This window comes from Streptomyces musisoli, assembly GCF_016741855.1.
GTDB lineage: Bacteria > Actinomycetota > Actinomycetes > Streptomycetales > Streptomycetaceae > Streptomyces > Streptomyces musisoli.
On record NZ_JAERRH010000005.1, the window covers coordinates 429594 to 453502 of the forward strand.

23 protein-coding genes are annotated in these 23909 nt (G+C 71.6%); 12 read left to right on the forward strand and 11 right to left on the reverse strand.

The window, feature by feature from the left end; genetic code table 11:
• The first annotated feature begins 66 nt into the window (after positions 1-66).
• From JK361_RS17195 to JK361_RS17210, 4 genes are all read left to right on the forward strand, one after another.
• The gene (locus JK361_RS17195; RefSeq protein WP_201818674.1) at positions 67-723 is read left to right on the forward strand and encodes a GntR family transcriptional regulator; all 657 of its coding nucleotides are present in this window, start codon (positions 67-69) and stop codon (positions 721-723) included.
• Entirely contained in the window at positions 720-1631 is a 912-nt protein-coding gene (locus JK361_RS17200) for a dihydrodipicolinate synthase family protein (RefSeq protein ID WP_201818675.1), read from the forward strand. Before JK361_RS17195 ends, JK361_RS17200 begins: the two co-directional genes overlap by 4 nt.
• Complete coding sequence (gene araD, locus JK361_RS17205) at positions 1619-3349, forward strand: L-arabinonate dehydratase (RefSeq protein ID WP_201818677.1); 1731 nt, start codon at positions 1619-1621, stop codon at positions 3347-3349. The genes JK361_RS17200 and araD overlap by 13 nt, the downstream gene beginning before the upstream one ends.
• A gap of 358 nt (positions 3350-3707) precedes the next feature.
• Positions 3708-4505, forward strand: coding sequence for an HAD family acid phosphatase (locus tag JK361_RS17210; protein ID WP_201818679.1), 798 nt, complete (start codon positions 3708-3710; stop codon positions 4503-4505).
• A 228-nt stretch (positions 4506-4733) separates the two neighbouring features.
• Here JK361_RS17210 and JK361_RS17215 read toward each other — a convergent pair whose 3' ends face one another.
• The 5 genes from JK361_RS17215 to JK361_RS17235 form a co-directional block, all read right to left on the reverse strand.
• Complete coding sequence (locus tag JK361_RS17215) at positions 4734-6188, reverse strand: peptidoglycan D,D-transpeptidase FtsI family protein (protein ID WP_201818681.1); 1455 nt, start codon at positions 6186-6188, stop codon at positions 4734-4736.
• Positions 6189-6241: 53 nt separating this feature from the next.
• Positions 6242-6901, reverse strand: a complete 660-nt coding sequence (locus JK361_RS17220) for a response regulator transcription factor (protein WP_201818683.1) — start codon at positions 6899-6901, stop codon at positions 6242-6244.
• Positions 6902-7098: 197 nt separating this feature from the next.
• Entirely contained in the window at positions 7099-8343 is a 1245-nt protein-coding gene (locus JK361_RS17225; protein WP_201818685.1) for a sensor histidine kinase, read from the reverse strand.
• Positions 8344-8552: 209 nt separating this feature from the next.
• A complete protein-coding gene (locus tag JK361_RS17230; protein WP_201818687.1) occupies positions 8553-9053 on the reverse strand; it encodes a GNAT family N-acetyltransferase in 501 nt (166 codons plus the stop codon).
• A 26-nt stretch (positions 9054-9079) separates the two neighbouring features.
• Positions 9080-9853, reverse strand: a complete 774-nt coding sequence (locus JK361_RS17235; RefSeq protein ID WP_201818689.1) for an IclR family transcriptional regulator — start codon at positions 9851-9853, stop codon at positions 9080-9082.
• A 150-nt stretch (positions 9854-10003) separates the two neighbouring features.
• On the opposite strand from JK361_RS17235, the gene JK361_RS17240 reads away from it, so the two are divergent.
• A complete protein-coding gene (locus tag JK361_RS17240; protein WP_201818691.1) occupies positions 10004-11533 on the forward strand; it encodes an aldehyde dehydrogenase (NADP(+)) in 1530 nt (509 codons plus the stop codon).
• Positions 11534-11692: 159 nt separating this feature from the next.
• On the opposite strand, the gene JK361_RS17245 is transcribed toward JK361_RS17240, so the two are convergent.
• Positions 11693-13069, reverse strand: a complete 1377-nt coding sequence (locus JK361_RS17245; protein WP_201818693.1) for an MFS transporter — start codon at positions 13067-13069, stop codon at positions 11693-11695.
• Positions 13070-13119: 50 nt separating this feature from the next.
• Here JK361_RS17245 and JK361_RS17250 point away from each other — a divergent pair, with 50 nt between their 5' ends.
• From JK361_RS17250 to JK361_RS17265, 4 genes are all read left to right on the forward strand, one after another.
• Entirely contained in the window at positions 13120-14118 is a 999-nt protein-coding gene (locus JK361_RS17250; protein ID WP_236053071.1) for a GlxA family transcriptional regulator, read from the forward strand.
• Complete coding sequence (locus tag JK361_RS17255; RefSeq protein ID WP_201818695.1) at positions 14115-14624, forward strand: GNAT family N-acetyltransferase; 510 nt, start codon at positions 14115-14117, stop codon at positions 14622-14624. Before JK361_RS17250 ends, JK361_RS17255 begins: the two co-directional genes overlap by 4 nt.
• 73 nt (positions 14625-14697) lie before the next feature.
• A complete protein-coding gene (locus JK361_RS17260; RefSeq protein ID WP_201818697.1) occupies positions 14698-15417 on the forward strand; it encodes a DsbA family oxidoreductase in 720 nt (239 codons plus the stop codon).
• Positions 15418-15512: 95 nt separating this feature from the next.
• Positions 15513-16574, forward strand: coding sequence for an aminotransferase class V-fold PLP-dependent enzyme (locus tag JK361_RS17265; RefSeq protein ID WP_201818699.1), 1062 nt, complete (start codon positions 15513-15515; stop codon positions 16572-16574).
• A gap of 98 nt (positions 16575-16672) precedes the next feature.
• Here JK361_RS17265 and thpD read toward each other — a convergent pair whose 3' ends face one another.
• The 5 genes from thpD to JK361_RS17290 form a co-directional block, all read right to left on the reverse strand.
• Positions 16673-17560: an ectoine hydroxylase gene (gene thpD, locus JK361_RS17270; RefSeq protein ID WP_201818701.1), complete on the reverse strand. Its 888-nt coding sequence runs from the start codon at positions 17558-17560 to the stop codon at positions 16673-16675.
• 5 nt (positions 17561-17565) lie between these two features.
• Entirely contained in the window at positions 17566-17970 is a 405-nt protein-coding gene (locus JK361_RS17275) for an ectoine synthase (protein ID WP_201818703.1), read from the reverse strand.
• 32 nt (positions 17971-18002) lie between these two features.
• A complete protein-coding gene (ectB, locus tag JK361_RS17280) occupies positions 18003-19274 on the reverse strand; it encodes a diaminobutyrate--2-oxoglutarate transaminase (RefSeq protein ID WP_201818705.1) in 1272 nt (423 codons plus the stop codon).
• Positions 19275-19287: 13 nt separating this feature from the next.
• Positions 19288-19806: a diaminobutyrate acetyltransferase gene (gene ectA, locus JK361_RS17285; RefSeq protein WP_201818707.1), complete on the reverse strand. Its 519-nt coding sequence runs from the start codon at positions 19804-19806 to the stop codon at positions 19288-19290.
• A 346-nt stretch (positions 19807-20152) separates the two neighbouring features.
• A complete protein-coding gene (locus JK361_RS17290) occupies positions 20153-21274 on the reverse strand; it encodes a pyridoxal-phosphate-dependent aminotransferase family protein (RefSeq protein WP_201818708.1) in 1122 nt (373 codons plus the stop codon).
• A gap of 138 nt (positions 21275-21412) precedes the next feature.
• Here JK361_RS17290 and JK361_RS17295 point away from each other — a divergent pair, with 138 nt between their 5' ends.
• The 3 genes from JK361_RS17295 to JK361_RS17305 are packed head-to-tail and all read left to right on the forward strand — an operon-like array spanning position 21413 to position 23882.
• Positions 21413-22261 carry a transporter substrate-binding domain-containing protein gene (locus JK361_RS17295; protein ID WP_201818710.1) on the forward strand — a complete coding sequence of 283 codons (849 nt, stop codon included), beginning with the start codon at positions 21413-21415 and terminating at the stop codon, positions 22259-22261.
• The gene (locus JK361_RS17300; RefSeq protein WP_201818712.1) at positions 22258-23091 is read left to right on the forward strand and encodes an amino acid ABC transporter permease; all 834 of its coding nucleotides are present in this window, start codon (positions 22258-22260) and stop codon (positions 23089-23091) included. Before JK361_RS17295 ends, JK361_RS17300 begins: the two co-directional genes overlap by 4 nt.
• Complete coding sequence (locus JK361_RS17305; RefSeq protein ID WP_201818714.1) at positions 23088-23882, forward strand: amino acid ABC transporter ATP-binding protein; 795 nt, start codon at positions 23088-23090, stop codon at positions 23880-23882. The genes JK361_RS17300 and JK361_RS17305 overlap by 4 nt, the downstream gene beginning before the upstream one ends.
• Positions 23883-23909 lie beyond the last annotated feature (27 nt).

Sequence of the window (23909 nt, forward strand, 5' to 3'; positions counted from 1 at the left end):
ACCTTCAACGCGTCGTACTTCGTACGTCATATAGGAGACGCGATATGTGAGATCCGAGAGGGCCGTATGACCTCTGTGCCCACGCCGATCCCGTCCCGCACGCAGTATGTGCTGGACGCGATCAGACACCGCATTCTGACGGGGCGGCTGACGCCCGGTCAGGCCCTGGTCGAGACCGAGCTGGCCGCGCAGTTCGGGGTCTCCAAGACCCCGGTGCGCGAGGCGCTGAAGACCCTCGCCGGGACCGGCCTGGTCGTGATGAGCCAGTACAAGGGCGTCACGGTGCGCATGGTGGACGCGGACATGGCGCGCGAGGTCTACGACGTGCGGCTGCTGCTCGAACCCGAGGCCCTGCGCCGAGTGGTCCGGCGGGGCGCCTGTCTGGACGCCGCCCGCGACGCGCTGACTCGTGCCGACCAGGCCACCGACACCGCGGAACGCTCCCTGGCCAACCGGGAGTTCCACCGTGCCCTCTATCTGCCGTGCGGCAATCCGCTGCTCGGCCGGATGCTGGACGAGCTCCGCGACCAGGCCGCCCTCGTCTCCGCCGTCGCCTGGGCCGCCGCCCCCTCCTGGGAGCGGGAGGCCGCCGAGCACCGGGAGATCCTGCGGCTCGCGCTGGACGGCGACGCGGACGGCGCCGCCGGTGCCCTGCACGGCCACATCGCGTCCTTCGTGCACCGTGCGTTCCCCGAGTCCCACCCCGCGGAAGGCGAGCGATGAGCGGCGTGGCGTTCGAGACCCAGCGGGCGGCCCTGGCCGGCGTGGTGGCCATCCCGGTGACCCCCTTCGCCGCGGACGGCTCCGTCGACACCGGCGCCCACCGGGCCCTGCTGCGCCGCCTGCTCGACGGCGGGATCACCACCCTCACCCCGAACGGCAACACCGGCGAGTTCTACGCCCTCACCCCCGAAGAGCGCCGCCTGGTCGCCGAGACGACCGCGGACGAGGCCGGCGACCGCGCCGCGATCCTGGTCGGTGTGGGCCACGACCTGCCCACCGCGATCGCCTCGGCCCGGCACGCCCGCGACCTCGGCGCCGGGATGGTCATGGTCCACCAGCCGGTGCACCCGTACGTCTCGGCGGCCGGCTGGGCCGAATACCACCGCGCCGTCGCCGAGGCCGTACCCGAGCTGGGCGTAGTGCCGTACATCCGCGACGAGCGGCTGTCCGGCGCCCGGCTCGCCGAGTTGGCCGGCCACTGTCCGAACGTCATCGGCGTGAAGTACGCCGTCCCGGACGCCGCCCGGTTCGCCGCCTTCGCCCGGGACGCCGGCCTGGACCGCCTCGTGTGGGTGGCCGGACTCGCCGAACCGTACGCCCCCGCCTACTTCTCCGCGGGCGCCACGGGCTTCACCTCCGGACTCGTGAACGTCGCCCCGGCGGTGTCGCTGAACATGCTCGAAGCGCTTCGAACCGGCGACTACCCCGCCGCCATGAAGGTCTGGGAGCAGATCCGCCCCTTCGAGGAACTGCGCGCCGCGCACGGCAGCGCCGACAACGTCACCGTCGTCAAGGAAGCCCTCGCCGCGCTCGGCCTGTGCCGCCGGGACGTCCGCCCGCCGAGCGGGCCGCTGCCCGAGGGCGAGCGCGCCGAGGTCGCCGCCATCGCCGCCGGATGGTCCCTGTGAAGCGGCCGGAGCAGCTCCGGAGCCACCAGTGGTACGGCGCCGGCGGCCTGCGCTCCTTCAGCCACCGCGCCCGTACCCGCCAGCTCGGCTACCTGCCCGAGGAACACCTCGGCAAGCCGGTCATAGCCGTCCTCAACACCTGGTCCGACATCAATCCCTGCCACGTCCACCTGCGCGACCGGGCCCAGGCCGTCAAGCGCGGGGTGTGGCAGGCGGGCGGCTTCCCACTGGAGTTCCCGGTCTCCACCCTCAGCGAGACCTTCCAGAAGCCGACCCCCATGCTCTACCGCAACCTGCTCGCCATGGAGACCGAGGAGCTGCTGCGCTCGTACCCGGTGGACGGGGCCGTGCTCATGGGCGGCTGCGACAAGTCCACGCCGGCACTGCTGATGGGGGCCGCCTCCGTCGGCCTGCCCGCCGTCTTCGTGCCCGCGGGCCCCATGCTCCCCGGCCACTGGCGCGGCGAGGTCCTCGGCTCCGGCACCGACATGTGGAAGTACTGGGACGACAAGCGGGCCGGCCTCATCGGCGACTGCGAGATGACCGAGCTGGAGAGCGGCCTGGCCCGCTCGCCCGGCCACTGCATGACGATGGGCACGGCGTCCACCCTCACCGCCGCGGCCGAGGCCCTCGGGGTGACCGTGCCGGGCGCGTCCAGCATCCCGGCGGTGGACTCCGGGCACGACCGGATGGCCGCGAAGGCGGGCCTGACCGTCGTCGACCTGGTCCACCGGGACCGGAAGCTGTCCGGCATCCTCACCCGGGAGGCCTTCGAGGACGCCGTCACCACCGTGCTCGGCCTCGGCGGCTCCACCAACGCCGTGATCCATCTGATCGCCATGGCCGGCCGGGCGGGCGTACGGCTCACGCTGGACGACTTCGACCGGATCGCCCGCACGGTCCCGGTGCTGGCGAACGTCCGGCCCGGCGGACAGCGGTACCTGATGGAGGACTTCCACTTCGCGGGCGGCCTGCCCGGCTTCCTCTCCCGGATCACCGACCTGCTCCACCTGGACCGGCCGACGGTCTGCCACGGCACCCTGCGGGAACAGCTGGCGGGCGCCCGGGTCCACGACGACGACGTCATCCGCCCCCGGGACAACCCGGTCGCGGGCGAGGGCGGCGTCGCGGTGCTGCGCGGCAACCTCTGCCCGGACGGCGCGGTCATCAAGCACATCGCCGCCGAGCCCCGCCTGCTCGAACACACCGGCCCCGCCGTCGTCTTCGACGACTACCGGACCATGCAGCGCACCATCGACGACCCGGCGCTCGGCATCACCGCCGACAGCGTGCTGGTGCTGCGGGGCGCCGGCCCCAAGGGCGGCCCGGGCATGCCCGAGTACGGCATGCTGCCGATCCCGGACCATCTGCTGAAGCAGGGCGTGCGGGACATGGTCCGCATCTCCGACGCCCGGATGAGCGGCACGAGCTACGGCACCTGCGTGCTGCACGTGGCACCCGAGTCCCACGTCGGCGGTCCGCTGGCCCTCGTCCGCACCGGGGACCTCATCACGCTCGACGTCCGGGCGCGCAGCCTCCGGCTCCACGTGGACGACGACGAACTTGCCCGCCGCAGAGCGGAGTGGACCCCACCGCCCGTGCGGTACGAGCGCGGCTACGGCGCGCTCTACAGCGAGCAGATCACCCAGGCGGACACCGGCTGTGACTTCGGGTTCCTCGCCCGGACGGGCACGGTGCCTGACCCGTACGCGGGCTGACCGCCCCGCCACGGCCGGGCTCCGCGGCCGTCCGGGCCGGGCCGTACGGCGAGGTGCTCAGTGACCACAGGGGGCTCCTCGGTGGGCCGGGCCGGCAACAACCCGAACGGTTACCGGCCTTGGGGCCTTCCGTCTGGGGACCATGCCGGGCCGATCCGGACGAAAGACCCTGGGCGGACCGGGTCAAGCGGGCGTCACGCCGAGGTCATGGGGAGGTGATGTTCCGTTCACCGGTGGAGCCGCCGGCGGCAGAACATGCGTATCGATCGGGTAACAGGCCTCGCAGTGCCGGGTGTTATGCGCGTAGACAGTCTCTGACCTGGTACATCACACTCTCATCACCAGATCCGGAGAATCCATGCGGAAGTCCCTCAAGGCGGTCGCGGCCGGCGCCGCCTGTGTCGTCGCCGGTGCGGCGCTGTACGGCGCGGGCGCGGCCACCGCCGGTCAGTCGACGGCGAACTCCACCCACGAGCCGTACAACATCGGTCTCCTGGTGAAGGACATCGACACCTACTACGGCACCACCGCCGACAGCAACGGCGTCTACCAGGCGTCCCCGGACAGCCCGTACGCCAAGGACCTGGCGCGCATCGACGCCGACGCCAAGCGCTACATCGACAGGGCCGCCCGCAAGGCGCACCACCGGGGCGAGAAGCCGGCCGTCGTCTTCGACATCGACGACACGCTGCTGCTCAGCCTCGACTACGAGAAGCGCTACAACTACACGTACAACCCCACCACGTGGAACGACTACGTGAACAAGGCGGACCGCCCGGCCGTCTTCGGCAGCCCGGAGCTGGTGCGCTACGCCGAGTCCAAGGGTGTCGAGGTCTTCTACAACTCCGGCCTGAGCGAGGCGCAGCGCGCCGGCGCGGTCGAGAACCTGAAGAAGGTCGGCGCCGATGTGAACCTCGACGCCGACCACATGTTCCTCAAGGACAAGGCCAACCCGCCGGCCTACCTGAAGGACTGCGCCACCCCGGGCGCCTGGAACTGCACGACCGTGCAGTACAAGGGCGGGACGCGCGAGCACATCGAGCACGACCTCGGCTACGAGATCATCGCCAACTTCGGCGACCAGTACTCGGACCTGGACGGCGGTCACGCCGACCGCACGTACAAGCTGCCGAACCCGACGTACTTCGTCAGCTGAGCCCCTTCGGGCGGGCGGCGGCCGACCGCTCGCACCCGGCCCCCGTCACCGGCGGCACCATGCCGTGGCGGGGACCGGCGGGCGCGGTCCGCGGCCGGTGTCCACCGGCCCGGGACGTGCCTTCAGGGGCGGCCGGAGCCGCGCGGCAGGCCGCGTGTGCTGGTCGAGTGCCGCGGCCGGTGCTGCCGGAGTGCTCCGGCCGGTGCTGCCGGAGTGCTCCGGGCGGTGCTACTTGAGCGCCGCCTGCATCATCGCCTTGGCGACCGGCGCGGCCAGCCCGTTGCCGCTGACCTCCGAGCGGGCCGCGTCCGACTGCTCGACCATGACCGCCACGGCGACCTCCTTGCCGCTGGAGTCGGACTTGCCGTAGGACGTGAACCAGGCGTACGGCGTCTTGCTGTTGTTCTCACCGTGCTGCGCGGTACCGGTCTTGCCGCCGACGGTCACCCCGTCGATCAGCGCGTTCGTGCCGGTGCCGTCCTTCACCACCGTCTCCATCGCCGACTGGAGCTGCTCGGCGGTGGTGGCGCTGACGATCTCCTCGGTCTCGGCGCCGTCGTCGTAGTCCTTCAACACATCACCGCCACTGTCGGTGATCTGCGACACCATATGCGGCGAAACCAGCTTGCCGCCGTTGGCTATGGCCGCGGACACCATGGCCATCTGGAGCGGGGTGGCGGTGACGTCGAACTGGCCGATGCCGGACAGCGCGGTCTGGGCCTTGTCCATGTCGGAGGGATAGACGCTCGGGTACGCCCGCACCGGCACGTCCTGCTCCTGGTCGTTGAAGCCGAACTTCTCGGCCATCGCCTTCACCTTGTCCTGCCCGAGCTGGACGGCCATGTGACCGAAGACGTTGTTGCAGGAGTACCGCAGGCCGACCCGGATCGAGGCGTTCTTGCAGGGCGCCGACTTGCTCTCGTTCGGCAGAGCGCGCACCGTGCCCGGCATGATGTAGGGATCCGGGCTGTCGGTGTGCACGTCCACGTCCTTGTACAGCCCGTCCTCCAGCGCGGCCGCCGCCACGACCAGCTTGAACGTCGAGCCGGGCGGCAGCGGCTGCCGCAGCGCGCGGTTGGTCAGCGGCTTGTCCTTGTCCGCGTTGAGCGCCTTCCAGGCCGATCCGGCCTCGTTCGCGTCGGTGAGCGACGCGGGGTCGTACGAGGGGGTCGACACCGCCGCGAGGATCCTGCCGGTCTTGGGGTCCATCGCCACGGCCGCGCCCTTGTTGCCGCCGAGCGCCCGGTATCCCGCCTTCTGCACGGCCGGGTCGATCGTCGTCAGGACGTTGCCCGGATCGGCGCGCCGGGCCGTGACGGTGTCCATCACCGTCTTCAGCCGGGCGTCCGTGCCGTTGAGCAGGTCCGCGTAGATGCCCTCCAGCTGTGTGGGCGCGTAGGCCTGCGAGGCGTAGCCGGTCACCGCCGCGTACAGCTTGCCGTTCTTGTACGTGCGCTTGTACGCGAGGTCGCCGCCCTTCGTCCGGGCCGAGCCGGTGACGGCGTTCCCGGCCACGATGATGTTCCCCAGCGGTGCCGAGTACGTCTCGATCGCGTTCCGCCGGTTGTGGTTGTCTTCTGCGAGGGCCTTGCCGTCGTAGTACTGCACCCATGTCGCCCTGACCAACAGGGCGAGCACGAGCAGCAGCGCGAAGACGGACGCCCGCCTGATCGTCTTGTTCATCCCGCCCGGAAGACGATCGAGAGGGGGTAATCGTTCCCGTACGACCGGCTTTCTCATCCTGCGTTCAGGAAGCCGTCGCGGTACGCGGCGATCACCGCCTGGGTCCGGTCCCGGGTGCCGGTCTTCGCGAGGACGGCCGCCACGTGCGTCTTCACCGTGGCCGGTCCCACGTCCAGACACCGGGCGATCTCCGCGTTGGTCAGGCCGGTGGCCATGTGCCGCAGCACGTCGCCCTCGCGGCCCGTGAGCCTGCTCACCCAGGGCGCGGGCGGGGCGTCCGTCCGGGCGTGCTCGGCCGCGAGGGCCCGTACGGCCGACGGGAACAGCAGGCTGTCGCTGCGGGCGACCAGCCGTACCGCCTGTACGAGGGTGTCGGCGTCGGACCGCTTGAGCAGGAAGCCGGCGGCGCCGGCGCGCAGGGCGTCGTACACGTAGGAGTCGTTCTCGAAGGTCGTCACGACGACGACCCGCGGCGGCGCCTCCATCGTGCCGACGATCAGCTCGGTGGCCCGGATGCCGTCGGTCCCGGGCATGCGGACGTCCATGAGCACGACGTCGGGCCGCAGTTCCCGGACCAGGGACACGGCCTCGGCGCCGGTCGCCGCCTCACCGACCACCTCCAGGCCGGGCTCGGCGGAGAGGATGGCGTGCAGGGCGGTGCGGACCATGCGCTCGTCGTCGGCGAGGACGATCCGGATGACGGGCTCGGACATGGAGGTTCCTTCGGTCGGGGTGCGGCGGATCCGCCCGGGGCGGTGCGATAGGGTCGGGATGGTGCGATCGGGCCGGGGCGGTGCGATCGGGTCGGGATGGTGCGATCGGGCCGGGGCGGTGCGATCGGGTCGGGATGGTGCGATCGGGTCGGGATGGTGCGATCCGGCCGGGGCGGCGGGGTTCGAGGGCGGCGCGGTCACGTGGTCCGGAGGGGCAGGTGCACCCGCAGCCGCCAGAGTCCGCCGGCGGCCCCCGCCTGCGCGCTGCCGCCGAGCAGCCGCACCCGGTCGGCGATGCCGGACAGTCCGTGGCCGCCGCCGGGCCGCCGGGGGGCCGGGGCGGTACCGAGCGGGTTCTCCACGGTGATCTCCAGGCGGCCGTCGGCGGCGGCGATCCGTACGGTGACCGGTTCACCGGCGTGTTTGAGGGCGTTGGTGAGCCCCTCCTGCACGATCCGGTACGCCTCGCGGGAGACCAGCGGGGGCAGCGCGGCGGGGTCGGTGCCGACGGTGGCCGTCACGCGCTGCCCGGCGGCGCGGGTGCGGCGCAGCAGTCCGTCCAGGTCGGCGGCGAGGGTCGGGGCGGGAGCGGTGCCGGGCGCGTCGCCGTCCCGCAACAAGCCCAGCACGGTGTCGAGTTCGCCGACCGTGCGGCGGGTGGTGTCCTCGATGGCGGCGAGCGCCTCGCGGACGAACTCAGGGTCGGTGTCCAGGAGCCTGCGGGCGGCGCTCGCCTGGAGGGTGACCGCGCTCAGGGCGTGGCCGACGGAGTCGTGCAGTTCACGGGCGAGACGGTTGCGCACGGCGAGGTCGGCGGCGCGCGCCTCGGCGGCGGCCAGCCGGTCCCGCGCGGTGGGCCCGAGCAGCGCGGGCGCCCAGCGGGCGAGCAGCGCCCCGCAGCCGGCGGCGCAGGCGGCGAGCGCCAGCAGCATGGCCAGACCGGCGACCGGCGTCAGGGCCACCGCCCATCCCTCGCCCAGGGCCGCGGGCAGCCCGAGCCGGGTGCCGCGCAGCCCGGCGAACAGCGGCAGCGCGATCAGCACGGCCGCGAACGGCGGCACGGCCAGCGACATTCCGGAGACGATCCCGCCGAGCCCGAGGTGGAGCGTGAACCAGGCGGCGGTGCGGGCCCGTTCGCCCCGGGTCCGGGCCGGACCGTGGGCGAGGGCGTCCCCGTCGGTCCCGCTCAGGGCACGGACCGCACCGGACACCAGCGGCCGGGTCGGCGCGAACAGGGCGGTGACGGCCGCGATCGGCAACCCGATGGCGAACGAGCCCAGTTGGAGGGGCAAGGAGGAGAAGACGTCGTCGGAGCCGATGACCGGCCCAAGGATCACCGAGCCGACGAGAACGTACGGCATGGCGAGCGCACCGCCCAGGATCAGATGCACCCAGCGCCGTCGCGCCCGCCGGCCGAAGAGGAACACAGCCGAGGCGGTCATGGCAGAAGACTCCCGCACGGAACGGCGATCCGCGTCCTGCCCCGCGACGATCTCCCTCCCCCGCACGGAGGAGACCGGCCCGCCCCGCTTCACTCCCCGCCGGCTCGTCGCCTGCCGGTTCATTCTCTGCCGGTTCGTTCCGTGCCGGCTCGTCGCCTGCCGGTTCACTCCCTGCCGGTTCGTTCCGTGCCGGCCTATCGCCCGTCGGCTTATCGCCTGTCGGCAGACTCCCTGCCGGCTCGGTTCTCCAGGATCAGCACGACCTCCTCGATCTCCCGCCCGCGCGCGTTCGCGAACCCCTGCGCCCGGGCCGTCTCGCGGAACCCGCACTTCTCCAGCACGCGCAGCGAGGCGGCGTTGTCGGCCGCCGCCCGCGCGTACAGCGGCCGTTCGGGAACCTCGGCGAGCAGCGCCCGCAGGGCGGCCGTCGCCACGCCCCGGCCCCAGTACGCACGGTCGATCCAGTACGTCACCTCGCGCTCGCCGGCCACGCCGTAGACCGCCGCGTTGCCGGCCACCGTCCCGTCGGCCAGGACCGTGCGCAGCACGTGGGTGGTGTCCCGCAGACGTCCCCAGTAGGCCGCGAAGGCCCCCGGATCGCCCAGGTCCGCCGGAGCGAACGCGGCCATCCGGACGGCCTCCGGGTCGGTCATCTGCCGGCGGAACACCGGCAGGTCGTTGTCCTGTACGCCCCGCAGCGCGATCTCCATGGAGCCGAGCCTACGGTCCCGCGGGCTCAGAGCCTGCGCGTCGCCAGCGTCAGCCGGTCCCGCGCGTCGAACAGCGCGTCCTTGATCATCTGTTCGTGGGCGGGGGTCAGCCGGGCCACCGGGACCGAGCAGCTGATGGCGTCCCGGGCGGGCGTGCGGTACGGGATGGCCACGCCGAAGCAGCGCAGGCCCAGCGTGTTCTCCTCACGGTCGACCGCGAAGCCCTGCTCCCGGACCTGGTGCAGCTCCTCGATGAGCTTCTCCCGGTCGGTGATGGTGTGCTCGGTGAGCGCGGGCAGCGTCTCCGGCAGCAGCTTGCGCACCTGCTCGTCCGGGTAGCTGGCGAGGATCGCCTTGCCGAGGGAGGTGGAGTGGGCCGGCAGCCGGCGGCCGACCCGGGTGAAGGGCCGCAGATAGTGCTGGGACTGGCGGGTGGCCAGGTAGACCACGTTGGTGCCGTCGAGCCGGGCCAGGTGGATGGTCTCCGTGGTGTCGTCGGAGAGCCGGTCCAGCGTCGGGCGGGCCGCGGCCACCACCTCGTCGCCGTCGATGTACGACGTGCCCACCAGCAGCGCCCGGACCCCGATGCCGTACCGCGTGCCGGTGGCGTCCGTCTCCACCCAGCCCAGTTCCACCAGAGTGCGCAGCAGCATGTACAGGCTGGACTTGGGATAGCCCACGGCCTCCTGCACGGCCGCGAGGGAGTGCATACCGGGCCGGCCGGCGAAGTACTCGAGCAGTTCCACGGTCCGTACCGCGGACTTGACCTGCGCCCCGCCCCCTGCGTCGCCTGCCGTCATCGCCCTTGACCCCTTCGTTCGACGAGGACTGAGTTATATAGTCTCCGAGCAGCGTTCATCATCAGAGACGGTGTTCAGTATATCGAACGCGGCTGATGGGTGACCTGGATAGTTCTAGATGAAGCGGCCTTTTCATGGGAGGGACCCGCGGTGGCAGCAGCACCAGTCTGGAGTGTCGACCCGCGCACCGGGAAGCAGCGTGAACAGGTTGCGGTGGAGGCCACAGCCCAGGAGGTGGACGCGGCCGTCCGGGCGGCCCACGCCGCGCGCGGCGCCCTCGTGGACCGCGCGGTCCGCGCCGCCTTCCTGCGCTCGGCCGCCGCGGGCCTGGACGCGGCCCGGGACGGCCTGGTCGAGACCGCCGACGCCGAGACGGCGCTCGGCCCGACCCGGCTGACGGGCGAACTCGCCCGCACCACGTACCAGTTGAGGGCCTTCGCCGGCATCGTCGACGAGGGCGCCTTCCTCGACGTCGTCATCGACCACCCCGACGACACCGCGACCCCGCCCGTCCCGGACCTGCGCCGCTACAAGGTGCCGCTCGGCGTCGTCGCCGTCTACTCCGCCTCCAACTTTCCCTTCGCCTTCTCCGTCGCCGGCGGCGACACCGCGAGCGCGCTGGCCGCGGGCTGCCCGGTCGTCGTCAAGGCCCACCCCGACCACCCGGCCCTGTCCGAGCTGGTCGCCAAGGTGCTGCGCCGGGCCGCCGCCGAACACGGCATCCCCGAGGGCGTGGTCGGCCTGGTGCACGGCTTCGAGGCGGGCGTCGAGCTGATCCGGCACCCGCAGGTCGCCGCCGCCGGCTTCACCGGCTCGGTACGGGGCGGACGGGCGCTGTTCGACGCCGCCGCCGCGCGCCCCGCGCCGATCCCGTTCCACGGTGAGCTGGGCTCGCTGAACCCGGTCCTGGTGACCGAGGCCGCGGCGGCCGAGCGGGCCGAGGAGATCGGCGGCGGGCTGGCCGGGTCGATGACCCTCGGGGTCGGCCAGTTCTGCGTCAAGCCCGGCCTGGTGCTGGTGCCCTCCGGCGCGGCGGGCGACCAGGTGGTGAAGTCCCTGACCGACGCCGTCAGCGACACCGACGCCGGGGTGCTGCTCGACCACCGGATGCGGGACGCCTTCATCGCCGGTGTGGCCGAGCGCGCGCGGCTCGAGGACGTGGACTCGCCGGTCACCCCGGGCGCGGGCGGCGAGCACGCGGTCAGCGCGGGCTTCCTCACGGTGCCGGCGGAGCGGCTGGCCGCGGAGGGCGCCTACGACCTGCTGCTGGAGGAGTGCTTCGGGCCGGTGACCGTGGTGGCCCGCTACGCGGACGAGGACGAGGCCAGGACCGTCCTGTCGCGGCTGCCGGGCAACCTCACGGCGACGGTCCAGCTGTCCTCGGACGAGGCCGCCGGCAACGGCCGGGGCCCGGAACTCCTCGCCGAGCTGACCCCGCTGGCCGGGCGCGTGCTGGTGAACGGCTGGCCGACGGGGGTCGCCGTGGCCCCGGCCCAGCATCACGGGGGCCCCTACCCGGCGACCACCTCCACGTCGACGTCCGTGGGCGGTACGGCCATCGAGCGATGGCTGCGGCCGGTGGTCTACCAGAACGCGCCCGCGGCACTGCTGCCGGCGGAACTCCGCGACGACAACCCCCTGGGGCTTCCCCGCCGCTTCGACGGGGCTCTGGAGCGCTAGGCCCTCTCGTTCGGATCATGCCGGGCTCGCGCGACCTCGCGCCACGCCTGGGGACCACCACGCCTGGGGACCCCGCATCACCCCTGGGGACCCCGCGCCAAGGCTGCGGGCCACACTCACGGCGGCGGGGCCCGCACCACGGCTGCGGGCCCCGCACTCTCAACGGGCGGCCGGACCGCCCAGCGGGCGTCGGCACAGGACCAGCGTCAGGGCGAACAGGGCCGCCGAGCCGGCCAGGCTCGCCCGCAGCCCCGCCACGAAGCCGCCGTCCACCAGCGTCCCGAACACCGCGATGCCCAGCCCGCCGGCCACCTGCCGGGCCGCGTTGAGCACCCCGGCCGCCAGTCCGGCCCGCTCGGCCGGCACGGCGTCCATCATCACCGCCGTCAACGGCGGGATGGTCAGCGCGCAGCCGAGTGCCACCGGCACGAGGAGCACGGCCACCGCGGCGGCGGACGTGCCGGCGTCGACGGACAGCAGCCCCAGCAGTCCCACCAGCGCCAGCGCCTGCCCCACCAGCATCGGCAGGCGCGGACCGTACCGTCCCGCCAGCTTCCCGGACACCACGTTCGTCACCGGGATCAGCCCGGACATCGGCAGGAACACCAGCCCGGCGAACAGCGCCGAACGGCCCTGCACCTGCTGGAAGAAGAGGGCGAAGACGAACACCGTGCCGTAGAACGCCACGCTGCACGCGGCCCCCGTGGCGACCGCCACGCGCACCGCCCGGTCCCGGAACAGCCCGAGCGGAACGACCGGATGCGGCTGCCTGCCCTCGATCCGCACGAACACGGCCCCCGCCGCCACCGCCACGGCGAGGGCCACCGCCCCCGTCGCACCGCCCTCGATCACCGCGAACGTCACCGTGGTCAGGGCGACCACGGCCGTCAGCTGCCCGGGTACGTCCAGCGGAGCGGGCCGGCGTGCCGAACGCGGCGCCCGCAGCAGCAGGAGCAGGGCGAGGGCACCCAGCGGCAGATTGATGAAGAAGATCCCCCGCCAGTCCCACGCCGTGGTCAGCGCACCGCCCGCCACCGGGCCGAGCGCCACTGCGACCGAACCCCCGGCCGCCCACAGGGACACGGCCCTCGCCCGCCGCCCGGCATCGGGGTACGCCTGCCGTACCAGGGACAGCGAGGCAGGCAGCACGACGGCCGCCGCCGCACCCTGCACCACCCGCGCGCCGATCAGCGCCGGGAGGTTCGGCGCCAGACCGCAGGCGGCCGAGGCGAGAGTGAACACCGTGATCCCCAGGGCGTAGGCCCGGGTCGCCCCGGCCCGGTCCGCGAAGGCCCCGGTGGAGAGCATCAGGGCGGCGAAGACCAGCGTGTACGAGTCCACGACCCACTGGAGCCCGGCCAGGCCGCCTCCGAGCGCGGAGCCGATCGCCGGGAGGGCCACGGTCACCACGGAGGCGTCCAGGGTGATCAGCGCGAAGCCGAGGACGGCGGCGAGCAGGGTGACGGCACCACTCCCCGGCAACTCGCCTTCCCTCAAGGCAGGTTGTGGGGAACGGGTGGTCTGGTTCGTTGACATGCCCCCCATGCTGCTGATCCTTCCTTGCGTACAGTAGTGACCTGAATGCCATGCATCCGGAGGTTCTGGCCATGCTGCGTGTCGCGGTCGTCGCGTCCCCGCCCGTGTCGATGTTCAACCTCGCCATCCCCGAGCTGCTGTTCGACAAGGTGCGGGTCGACGGACACCCCGGTTACGAGGTGGTGATCTGCGCGCCCGACCCCGGGCCCGTGCCCACCACCGGCACGCTCCAGCTGCATGTGCCCCGCGGCCTGGAGGCCCTGCGGGAGGCGGACACCGTGATCGTCGCGGGCGCCGGTGAGCCCTTCGCGCCGGACCCACGGGTGCTCCGGGCCCTGCGCGAGGCCGCCGGGAGGGGCGTACGCATCGCCTCCATCTGCTCCGGCGCCTTCTCGCTCGCCGAGGCCGGCCTGCTCAAGGGCCGCAAGGCCACCACCTACTGGGCGTTCGCCGAGGAGATGCGCCGCCGCCACCCCGACATCGACGTCCAGGGCGATGTCCTCTACGCCCAGGACGGGCAGTTCCTGACCTCCTCCGGCTACGCCGCCGGCATCGACCTGTGCCTGCACATCATCCGCACCGACTACGGCGCCGCCATCGCCAACGAGGTCGCCCGGCTCGCCCTGGTCGCGCCGGTGCGTCCCGGCGGCCAGACCCAGTTCACCCAGACCCCGCTGCCGCCCGAGCGCGGCACCGCCTGCGCCGACACCCGCGGCTGGGCCATGCGCAACCTGGACAAGCCCCTCACCCTGACCGACCTGGCCCGGCACGCGGGCGTCTCCGTGCGCACCCTCACCCGTCGGTTCCACGCCGAGAGCGGGGTCAGCCCGCTCCAGTGGCTGCTGCACCAGCGCATCGAGCGCGCCAAGGAACTGCTGGAGACCACCCGGCTGCCCATGGACCAGGTGGCCGCCGCCAGCGGTCTCGGCACCGCCGACTCGCTCCGCGCCCACCTGGTCCGCCGCACCGGCCTCACCCCGAGCGCCTACCGCGCCCAGTTCAGCCGGCACGCAACCGGGGCCACCCCGGTCACGTCCTCCCTTTCATGATCAGTCAACGCGTGGACGACGACGCCCTCATGATCCGCACGGCCCTGCCCGCCGAAGCCGGGATCATCGCCGATCTGCACCTGAAGGCCCGGTCGACGTACTACCCGGACGGCGTACCGCAGTCCGACGTCGACTGGGTGGACGCCTGGCGCGGTTCCATCGAGCGCGCCGACGGCCGGGTGCTGTGCGCCGTCGAGTGCGGCCGGATCGTCGGCATCGCCTCCTTCCGCACCCCGGACGGCGCGCCCGCCGACAAGGTCAAGCTTTTCCAGTTCCACGTCGACCCCGACCACTGGCGAGCCGGTATCGGCACGATCCTGCACGCGGCCTGCGTGGAGGAGTGGCGGGCGGACCGCAGGCGCACGGCCGTGCTCGACGTGCACGTGGACAACCGGCGCGCCCAGGCCTTCTACGCCCGCCAGGGCTGGATCCCGGACCCGGAGAACCCGCCCGCCGAGGATGACCACCACCTCGACCTGCTCTTCTCCGTACCGCCGCGGGAATGAACCGGCCTGCTTGAACGTTCACGTACCGGCCGGGGAGAGCCCCCGACCCCGTACGAGCTGGAGATCCGAAGACATGCGCGTCGAAATCTGGAGCGACATCGCCTGCCCCTGGTGCTACGTGGGCAAGGCCCGCTTCGACAAGGCGCTCGCTGCCTTCCCGCACCGCGACGACGTCGAGGTGGTGCACCGCTCCTTCGAGCTGGACCCGGGCCGCGCCAAGGGCGACGTCCAGCCGGTGATCACCATGCTGACCCGGAAGTACGGTATGAGCGAGGCGCAGGCCCAGGCCGGCGAAGACAACCTGGGCGCGCAGGCCGCCGCCGAGGGCCTGGACTACCGCACCCGGGACCGCGACCACGGCAACACCTTCGACATGCACCGCCTGCTGCACCTCGCCAAGGAGCACGGCAGGCAGGACCGGCTCGTGCAGCTCTTCTACCGGGCCAACTTCGCCGAGGAGCGGTCCGTCTTCACCGAGGGCGACGAACGTCTGGTGGAACTGGCCGTCGAGGCCGGACTGGACGCGGACCGGGTCCGCGCGGTGCTCGCCGACCCGGACGCCTACGCCGACGCGGTCCGCGCCGACGAGCGCGAGGCCGCCCGGCTCGGCGCGAACGGCGTGCCCTTCTTCGTCCTCGACCGCACCTACGGCGTCTCCGGCGCCCAGCCGGCCGAGGTCTTCGCCCAGGCGCTCGACCAGGCCTGGGGCGAGCGCTCCCCGCTCGAGCCGGTCGGCCGGGGCGACGCCGAAGCCTGCGGTCCGGACGGGTGCGCGGTCCCGCAGCACGGCTGAAACCGCAGGTCGGCGGGTTCGTATAAGCGTTCCTAAGGGAAACCACGTAAAAATTCGCAATGGACGGGTAGTTCCCCGGGACGCAGAGTGGACCCATGGAGACCACGGAGACGTTCGACAGCCTCGTCCGCGCCGAGTTCCGTCCGAAGAGCATCTATCTCAACACCGCGAGCAACGGCCTGCTGCCGGCCCGCACCGTCGCCGCCCTCCAGGAGGCGGCGCTGCTGCGGGCCGAGGGCCGGCCGCTGACCCCGCTGTACGAGGACGTGGAGGCGAGCCGGGCCGTGTTCGCCCGGCTCGCCGGTGTCCCGGCCGGCCGGGTCGCCGCCGGCGCCTCGGTCGCCGCGCACACCGGCGTGATCGCGGCCTCGCTGCCCGCGGGCGCCGAAGTCCTCACCGCCGAGGACGACTTCACCTCCGTGCTCAACCCGTTCCACGTCCGCGGCGACCTCAAGGTCCGCACGGTCCCGCTGGAGCGGATCGCCGAGTCCGTCCGGCCGGGCACCGCGCTCGTCGCGGTCAGCGCCGCGCAGTCCGCCGACGGCCGGATCGCCGACCTCTCCGCCCTGCGCGAGGCCGCCCGCACCCACGGCGCCCGCACCTACGTCGACTTCTCCCAGGCCGCCGGCTGGCTGCCGATGGACGCCGGCGCCTACGACTTCACCGCGAGCGTCTCCTTCAAGTGGCTGCTGGGCCCGCACGGCGCGGCCTTCCTCACCGTCCCCGAGGACTTCGGCGGACTGTCCCCGGTGCTCGCGGGCTGGGTCGCGGCCGAGCGGCCGTGGGACAGCTGCTACGGCCCGGTGGCCGAACTCGCCCACTCCGCACGGCGGTTCGACCTCACTCACGCCCTGTTCACCTTCGCCGGTCTGCGCCGGTCCCTCGAACTCGTCGAGGAACTCGGCGTGCCGGCGATCCACGCCCACGACGTCGCCCTCGCCGACCGGTTCCGCGCCGGCCTCGCGGACCTCGGCCACGAACCGGTGCCCGCCCCCGGCTCGGCGATCGTCTCGGTCCCCGGACTCGGCACCCGGCAGCCCGGGTTGAGCGAGGCGGGCATCGAGGTCTCCGACCGCGCCGGCAATCTGCGCGCGGCCTTCCACGTCAACAACACGGCCGCGGACGTGGACCGTCTGCTGGAGGCGCTGTCCGGCTGACACGACCGGGCCGGGGCCTCCCGTCCCACACGAGGAGGCCCCGGCCCGGGGGTCGCGGGGCGCTTCACCGGGGTGAAGCGCCTGGCGGCGTCATCGGCTCACCGCACGGGAGTGAAGTCCGTCGCCCCGATGAACTCCGGCCGCCGCACCGGCGCCGCGAACGGCTCCACCGCGGTGTTCTCCACACTGTTGAACACGATGAAGACGTTGCTGCGGGGGAACGGCGTGATGTTGTCGCCGGAGCCGTGCATGCAGTTGCAGTCGAACCAGGTCGCCGAACCGGCCTTGCCGGTGAACAGCCGGATGCCGAACTCGCTCGCCAGCGCGGTCAGCGCCTCGTCCGACGGGGTGCCCGCGTCCTGCATCTGCAGCGACTTCTTGTAGTTGTCCTTCGGCGTGGCGCCGGCGCAGCCCAGGAACGTCCGGTGCGAGCCCGGCATGATCATCAGGCCGCCGTTGGTGTCGTGGTTCTCGGTCAGCGCGATCGAGACGGACACCGTGCGCATGTTCGGCAGGCCGTCCTCGGCGTGCCAGGTCTCGAAGTCCGAGTGCCAGTAGAACCCGCTGGCGCCGAAGCCCGGCTTGACGTTGATCCGGGACTGGTGGACGTAGACGTCCGAGCCGAGGATCTGCCGGGCGCGGCCGACCACACGCTCGTCGCGCACCAGGTTCGCGAACACCTCGCTGATCCGGTGCACCTCGAAGACCGAGCGGATCTCCTTCGACTTCGGCTCCACGATGGACCGCTCGTCGGCGCGGATCGCCGGGTCGGTCACCAGCCGGTCCAGCTCACGCCGGTACACCTCGACCTCGGCCGGGGTGATCAGCTGGTCGACGGTGAGGAAGCCGTCCCGCTCGTACGACTGGAGGTCGGCCGTCGCGATCGGCCCGGGCGTGTCCGGGGAACCCCAGACGACCGGGTCCTGGCGGGGGACGGTCACCTCGCCGGTGCCGCGGGTGGGGTACAGGTCGGTGACAGTGGTCATGGGTGTCACACCTCCTCGGGCTCGGTGAGCAGCGGGTAGACGCCGTTCTCGTCGTGGTCCTCCCGTCCGGTGACCGGCGGGTTGAACACGCAGAGGCAGTGGAAGTCCTCCTTGACGCGCAGCGTGTGCCGCTCGTGCCCGTCGAGGAGGTACATGGTGCCGGGCGTGATGGTGTGCGTCTCACCGGTCTCGTGGTCGGTGAGTTCGGCCTCGCCCTTGGTGCAGACGACGGCCTCGATGTGGTTGGCGTACCACATCGACGTCTCGGTCCCGGCGTACAGGATGGTCTCGTGCAGGGAGAAGCCGACCCGCTCCTTGGCGAGGACGATCCTCTTGCTCTCCCAGGTCCCGGACTTGGCCTTGACGTGCCGGTCGGTGCCTTCGATGTCCTTGAACGATCGGACGATCACGTGCTGTGTCTCCTCCTTGCGGTACGGGTGGTTCAGGCGGTTTCGCGGACGGCGCGGGAGACGATGCTGAGCCCCTCGTCCAGCTCCTCGGGGGTGATGGTCAGGGCGGGCAGCAGCTTGACGACCTCGCTCTCCGGTCCGGAGGTCTCGATGAGCAGGCCGAGTTCGAAGGCGCGGCGGGCGACTCGCGAGGCGCGGGCCTTGTCGTGGAACTCCAGGCCCCAGACCAGGCCGCGTCCGCGGTACTCCTTCACGTCGGCGAGGTTCTCCTCGGTGACGGATATGAGTGCCTGTTCGACCTGTTCGCCGCGGGTGCGGGTCTGTTTCTCCATGGCCGAGCCGTCGGTCCAGTAGGTCTCCAGGGCGGCGGTGGCGGTGACGAAGGCGGGGTTGTTGCCGCGGAAGGTGCCGTTGTGCTCGCCCGGCTCCCACACGTCCAGTTCGGGCTTGAACAGGCACAGCGACATGGGCAGCCCGTAGCCGCTGATCGACTTCGACACGGTGACGATGTCGGGGGTGATGCCCGCCTCCTCGAAGGAGAAGAAGGCACCGGTACGGCCGCAGCCCATCTGGATGTCGTCGACGATCAGCAGCATGTCCTGCCGCTCGCACAGCTCCTTGAGCGCGCGCAGCCACTCGGGCCGGGCGACGTTGATGCCGCCTTCGCCCTGCACGGTCTCCACGATCACCGCGGCGGGCTTGTTCAGGCCCGAGCCCTGGTCCTCCAGCAGCCGCTCGAACCACAGGAAGTCCGGGACCTGGCCGTCGAAGTAGTTGTCGAACGGCATCGGCGTGCCGTGCACCAGCGGGATGCCCGCACCGGCCCGCTTGAAGGCGTTCCCGGTCACCGCGAGCGAGCCCAGCGACATGCCGTGGAAGGCGTTGGTGAACGACACGATCGCCTCGCGGCCCTTCACCTTCCGCGCCAGCTTCAGCGCCGACTCCACCGCGTTGGTGCCCGTCGGACCCGGGAACATCACCTTGTACGGCAGGTCACGCGGGCGCAGCACCAGATCCTGGAAGGTCCGCAGGAAGGTCCGCTTGGCCGTCGTCGACATGTCCAGGCCGTGCGTGACTCCGTCCCGTTCCAGATAGTCGATCAACGCCCGTTTCAGCACCGGATTGTTGTGGCCGTAGTTGAGTGAGCCGGCACCGGCGAAGAAGTCGAGGTACGCATGGCCGTCCTCGTCGTACATCCGGCTGCCCTGCGCCCGGTCGAAGACGGCGGGCCAGCCGCGGCAGTAGCTGCGCACCTCGGACTCGAGGGTCTCGAACACGCTGAGGTCGGGCTGGGTGATGGTCACGGTGATTCGCTCCTCAGTGGGGGGTGGAGTCGGTCAGCGGGCCTATGCGGTACAGGACTTCGGGGTCGTGCGGGCCGTCCGGGAAAAGGTCGGCGCCGAACAGCACCTCGCGGCTGACCCGTGCGCCGTGCCGCTCGGCGAACGAGGTGAACAGACGCTCGGAGGCGGTGTTGCCGGGGGTGATGGTGGTCTCCAGTTCGGTGATGCCGCGCTCCGCGACCAGCCGTGCGGTCAGTCCGTCCAGCAGCGCGGCGGCGATGCCGAGGCCGCGGTGGGCCGAGTCGACGGCCACCTGCCAGACGAGCAGGGTGCGGGGACGCTCCGGCCGCAGGTATCCGGTGACGAAACCGACCGGCTCCCCGTCCGCCCCGCGCGCCACCACCGAGGTGTCGGCGAAGTCCCGGCACCACAGCAGATAGCTGTAGGAGGAGTTCAGGTCGAGGGTTTCCGAGTCCCTGGCGAGACGCCAGAGCGCGGCTCCGTCACTCGTTGCCGGACGTTCGATGAGCAGGTCTGCGGGTGCGGCAGTCATGCGGCACGAATTTAGCGAGGCGAATTGAAAAGTGCACGGGAGTCGGCGCGATGGATCCGCAATGCCTGGGCGAAATGCCCGTATCACCCTACGTCAAATCGGTACAAATCGCTTCTGTTGTGGAGTGTGTCACAACACGGAAAGCGCAGGAAACCTGCCGGAAAACTCCCCTGTTTAGCTCTGCAAAAAGCGGGCAGAAGAAGACGGGAAGCTATCATCGGGGGAATTGGGCGGGAATTGTGAAAGTAAATTTAATTCGGGGCTCGCCGATTCTGCGGGCGGAAGATTTCCCGGGGGCACGACCCCCGGGAAATACCACCGTCGGCCACGGAAAGGCGACCGAGAGCTACGAAAAGGCGACCGGGGTCTGACGCCAGGCGCTCTCCACGGCCCGGCGGGCGGCGACCGGATCCACCTGCGTTCCCTTCTCTGCGAGGGCCGCGCCCAGCGCCGCGAGGGAACCCAGCACCGCGCCCGGTGTCGCGTCCGGCCCGTAGTGGTTGACCCGGATCATCTCCTTGGCCAGGGCGCCGCCGCCGGCCGCCAGCGGCAGTGCCGGGTCGCTCTCCAGCGCCCGCGCCACCAGCTCCGAAGCCACCACGCCGGACGGCACCCGCAGCGTCGTGGCGACCGGTGCCGCGTCCCGCTCCTCGTGCACATACGGCGCGAGGCCCCCGCCCAGCGCCACCGCCCCGGCCCGCGAGGCCAGCGCGGCGCTCCGGTGCCGGGCCATCACCGTCGCCGGGCCGGCCGACTCGATCCGCTCCAGGCACGCCTCCAGCGCCAGCATCTCCAGCTGGGCCGGAGCGTGCGGCAGCGCCTTGCGCCCGGCGTCGATCCAGCGCTCCTTCCAGTCCAGCAGCGAGAGGTAGGACCGGCGCGGGGCCTTCGGGTTGGCGGCCATCCGGGCCCACGCCCGCTCGCTCACCGAGATCGCCGACACCCCCGCCGGGCCGCCCATCGCCTTCTGCGCCCCGATCACGCACAGGTCCACACCCCACGCATCCGGCAGTACCGGCTCCGCACCCACGGAGGCCACCGCGTCCAGGTAGAAGAGGGCACCCTGCTCCCGTACCGCCTCGCCGATCTCCGCGACCGGGTTGGTGTTGCCCGTCGCCGCCTCGGCGTGCACCAGCGACACGAAGTCGATCTCCGGGTGCGCGGCGAACGCCTCGCGGATCTGCTCGGCCGTCACCGCCGTGTGGAAGGGGACGGACACGTCGTGCACGGTGGCGCCGGCGTCGCGGAGCCAGTTGCCGAAGGTCTGGCCGTACGGGCCCGTGATCACGTTCAGGGCCACCGTGCCCGGGCCGGCCGCGGCGCGGATCGCGCCCTCCAGCGGCAGCAGCGCCTCGCCCTGGGTGACCAGGACGTCCTGCCGGGTGTCCAGCAGCCGGGCCACCGCGTCCTCGATGGCGGCGAAGCGCTCGGCACTCAGCGGGGGCAGGTCGAGGAAGGGGTGGGTCACGGCGGTGCTCTCTTCGCTCTCGGGGGGTCGACTCCACCGATCTTAGGTCGGGGGCCCTCGTAACCATGGGTTTGATTTGAGAGACTCAAACCCTTCCTTATAATCGGAAGCCACAGTTCCCCCACAGGAGATCTCCCCATGAAAACGCTCGCAGGGCGCCGGGCCCGCCTTCTGGCCGCCACCACCACGACCGCCGCACTCGCGCTCGTCGTGGCCGGCTGCTCCTCCAGCGACTCGGGGAGCGGCAAGACCACCGTCAAGGGCGTCCACCTCGCCAAGGGCGGCCGGCTGACCACCTGCACCCACCTGCCCTACCCGCCGTTCCAGTCGGACGTCGACGGCAAGGTGCAGGGCTTCGACGTGTCCCTGATCGACCTCGTCGCCAAGGACCTCGGCGTCAAGCAGCAGATCCTCGACACGCCCTTCGAGAACTTCAAGACCGGCGCCTTCCTGAACTCCGGGGAGTGCGACCTGGCCGCCGCCGGCATGACCATCACCGACGAGCGCAAGAAGAACGTCGACTTCTCCGACCCGTACTTCGAGGCCACCCAGGCCGTCCTCGTCGACAGGAGCAGCGGGATCAACTCGCTCGCCGACGTCAAGGCCAAGGGCAAGAAGCTCGGCGCCCAGGCGCAGACCACCGGTGAGGACTACGTGAAGGGCAAGGGCTACGACCCGGTCTCCTTCGAGTCCTCCGACGCCGTCCTCAACGGCCTGCGCACCGGCCAGGTCCAGGCCGTCGTCATCGACTACCCGGTCGTCCAGGGCTGGCTGAAGGACAAGGCCAACGCGGACAAGTTCAAGGTCGTCGACAACCTCAAGACCGGTGAGCAGTACGGCTTCACCGTGAAGAAGGGCAACAAGGCGCTGCTCGACGCCATCAACAAGGCGCTCAAGACCGCCAAGGCCGACGGCACCTACAAGAAGATCTACGAGCAGTGGATCGGCCCGTACAACGCCTCCGTCGCCCCTCCCGCCGCCTCATGACCGATACGGACGTAACACTCCAGCCGAAGAAAAAGGGACTGACCCGGCGTCAGAAGCGCCGCCTGTCGCGGGGCGTGCAGTACGTCGTCTTCGTCGCCGCCGTGATCGCCTTCGCGGTCACGGCGGACTGGGGCCGGCTCCAGAACCAGTTCGCCCAGGCCGACATCGCCAAGCAGATGTTCCCGGACGTCATCACGCTGGCGCTGAAGAACACCGTGCTCTACACGCTGTCCGGCTTCGTCGTCGGGCTCGTCCTCGGCATGGTCATCGCGCTGATGCGGCTGTCCTCCGTGGGCCCGTACCGCTGGCTGGCGGGCGTCTACATCGAGATCTTCCGCGGCCTGCCCGCACTGCTGATCTTCATCTTCGTCGGTGTGGCCGTCCCGCTGGCGTTCCCCGGGACGGAGATCCCGGGCGGCACGTACGGCAAGGTCGCCATCGCGCTCGGCCTGGTGTCGGCCGCCTACATGGCCGAGACCATCCGCGCCGGCATCCAGGCCGTGCCCAAGGGACAGATGGAGGCGGCCCGCTCGCTCGGCTTCTCGCCGGCGAAGGCGATGGTCTCGATCATCATCCCGCAGGCCTTCCGGATCATCCTGCCGCCGCTCACCAACGAACTCGTCCTGCTCTTCAAGGACTCCTCGCTGGTGCTGTTCCTCGGCGTCACCCTGGAGGAGCGGGAACTGTCCAAGTTCGGCCGCGACCTGGCCAGTACGACCGCCAACTCCACGCCGATCCTGGTCGCGGGCCTGTGCTACCTGCTGGTCACCATCCCGCTCAGCTTCGTCGTCCGCCGTATGGAGTCCAAGGCCCAGGAGGCGATCCGATGAGCCGCCCGGAGATCGAGGTACGCGGACTGCACAAGTCCTTCGGCGACAACGAGGTGCTGCGCGGCATCGACCTGGAGATCGGCCAGGGCGAGGTCGTCTGTGTCATCGGCCCCTCCGGCTCCGGCAAGTCGACGCTGCTGCGCTGCGTGAACCTGCTGGAGGAGCCCACCAAGGGCCAGGTCTTCGTCGGCGGCACCGAGGTGACCGACCCGGACGTCGACATCGACGCCGTGCGCCGCCGCATCGGCATGGTCTTCCAGCAGTTCAACCTCTTCCCGCACCTGAGCGTCACCGAGAACCTCGCGCTGCCGCAGCGCCGGGTCCTCGGGCGGGACAAGGCGACGGCCGCGCGGATCGCCGCCGAGAACCTGGCCCGGGTCGGCCTGTCCGAGAAGGCGGACGCCTACCCGGCCTCCCTCTCCGGCGGCCAGCAGCAGCGCGTCGCCATCGCCCGCGCGCTCGCCATGGGCCCCGAGGTGATGCTCTTCGACGAGCCGACCTCCGCCCTCGACCCGGAGCTGGTCGGCGATGTCCTCGCCGTCATGCGCATGCTCGCCCGGGAGGGCATGACGATGATGGTCGTCACCCATGAGATGACCTTCGCGCGCGAGGTCGCCGACCGGGTCGTCTTCATGGACGGCGGAGTGGTCGTCGAGGACGGCAGCCCCGAGCGGGTCATCGGCGACCCGCAGCACGAGCGCACCCGGCACTTCCTGTCCCGCCTGCTCGACCCGGCGATGGCCGAGGTCGAGGAGGAGATCTCCGACCAGGTGGGGAAGTCCGGGCCGTAGCTCACCGGGGTCTTCCGTCCGGTCCGG

Excerpts from the sequence above, each read along its gene's own strand:
- JK361_RS17300 (WP_201818712.1), top strand. The coding sequence starts at position 22,258 with ATGACCGATACGGACGTAACACTCCAGCCGAAGAAAAAGGGACTGACC.
- JK361_RS17215 (WP_201818681.1), bottom strand. The coding sequence starts at position 6,188 with ATGAACAAGACGATCAGGCGGGCGTCCGTCTTCGCGCTGCTGCTCGTG.
- JK361_RS17235 (WP_201818689.1), bottom strand. The coding sequence starts at position 9,853 with ATGACGGCAGGCGACGCAGGGGGCGGGGCGCAGGTCAAGTCCGCGGTA.
- JK361_RS17210 (WP_201818679.1), top strand. The coding sequence starts at position 3,708 with ATGCGGAAGTCCCTCAAGGCGGTCGCGGCCGGCGCCGCCTGTGTCGTC.
- JK361_RS17295 (WP_201818710.1), top strand. The coding sequence starts at position 21,413 with ATGAAAACGCTCGCAGGGCGCCGGGCCCGCCTTCTGGCCGCCACCACC.
- JK361_RS17245 (WP_201818693.1), bottom strand. The coding sequence starts at position 13,069 with ATGTCAACGAACCAGACCACCCGTTCCCCACAACCTGCCTTGAGGGAA.
- JK361_RS17265 (WP_201818699.1), top strand. The coding sequence starts at position 15,513 with ATGGAGACCACGGAGACGTTCGACAGCCTCGTCCGCGCCGAGTTCCGT.
- JK361_RS17220 (WP_201818683.1), bottom strand. The coding sequence starts at position 6,901 with ATGTCCGAGCCCGTCATCCGGATCGTCCTCGCCGACGACGAGCGCATG.
- JK361_RS17230 (WP_201818687.1), bottom strand. The coding sequence starts at position 9,053 with ATGGAGATCGCGCTGCGGGGCGTACAGGACAACGACCTGCCGGTGTTC.
- araD (WP_201818677.1), top strand. The coding sequence starts at position 1,619 with ATGGTCCCTGTGAAGCGGCCGGAGCAGCTCCGGAGCCACCAGTGGTAC.
- JK361_RS17195 (WP_201818674.1), top strand. The coding sequence starts at position 67 with ATGACCTCTGTGCCCACGCCGATCCCGTCCCGCACGCAGTATGTGCTG.
- JK361_RS17260 (WP_201818697.1), top strand. The coding sequence starts at position 14,698 with ATGCGCGTCGAAATCTGGAGCGACATCGCCTGCCCCTGGTGCTACGTG.
- thpD (WP_201818701.1), bottom strand. The coding sequence starts at position 17,560 with ATGACCACTGTCACCGACCTGTACCCCACCCGCGGCACCGGCGAGGTG.
- ectA (WP_201818707.1), bottom strand. The coding sequence starts at position 19,806 with ATGACTGCCGCACCCGCAGACCTGCTCATCGAACGTCCGGCAACGAGT.
- JK361_RS17250 (WP_236053071.1), top strand. The coding sequence starts at position 13,120 with ATGCATCCGGAGGTTCTGGCCATGCTGCGTGTCGCGGTCGTCGCGTCC.
- JK361_RS17225 (WP_201818685.1), bottom strand. The coding sequence starts at position 8,343 with ATGACCGCCTCGGCTGTGTTCCTCTTCGGCCGGCGGGCGCGACGGCGC.
- JK361_RS17305 (WP_201818714.1), top strand. The coding sequence starts at position 23,088 with ATGAGCCGCCCGGAGATCGAGGTACGCGGACTGCACAAGTCCTTCGGC.
- JK361_RS17255 (WP_201818695.1), top strand. The coding sequence starts at position 14,115 with ATGATCAGTCAACGCGTGGACGACGACGCCCTCATGATCCGCACGGCC.
- JK361_RS17200 (WP_201818675.1), top strand. The coding sequence starts at position 720 with ATGAGCGGCGTGGCGTTCGAGACCCAGCGGGCGGCCCTGGCCGGCGTG.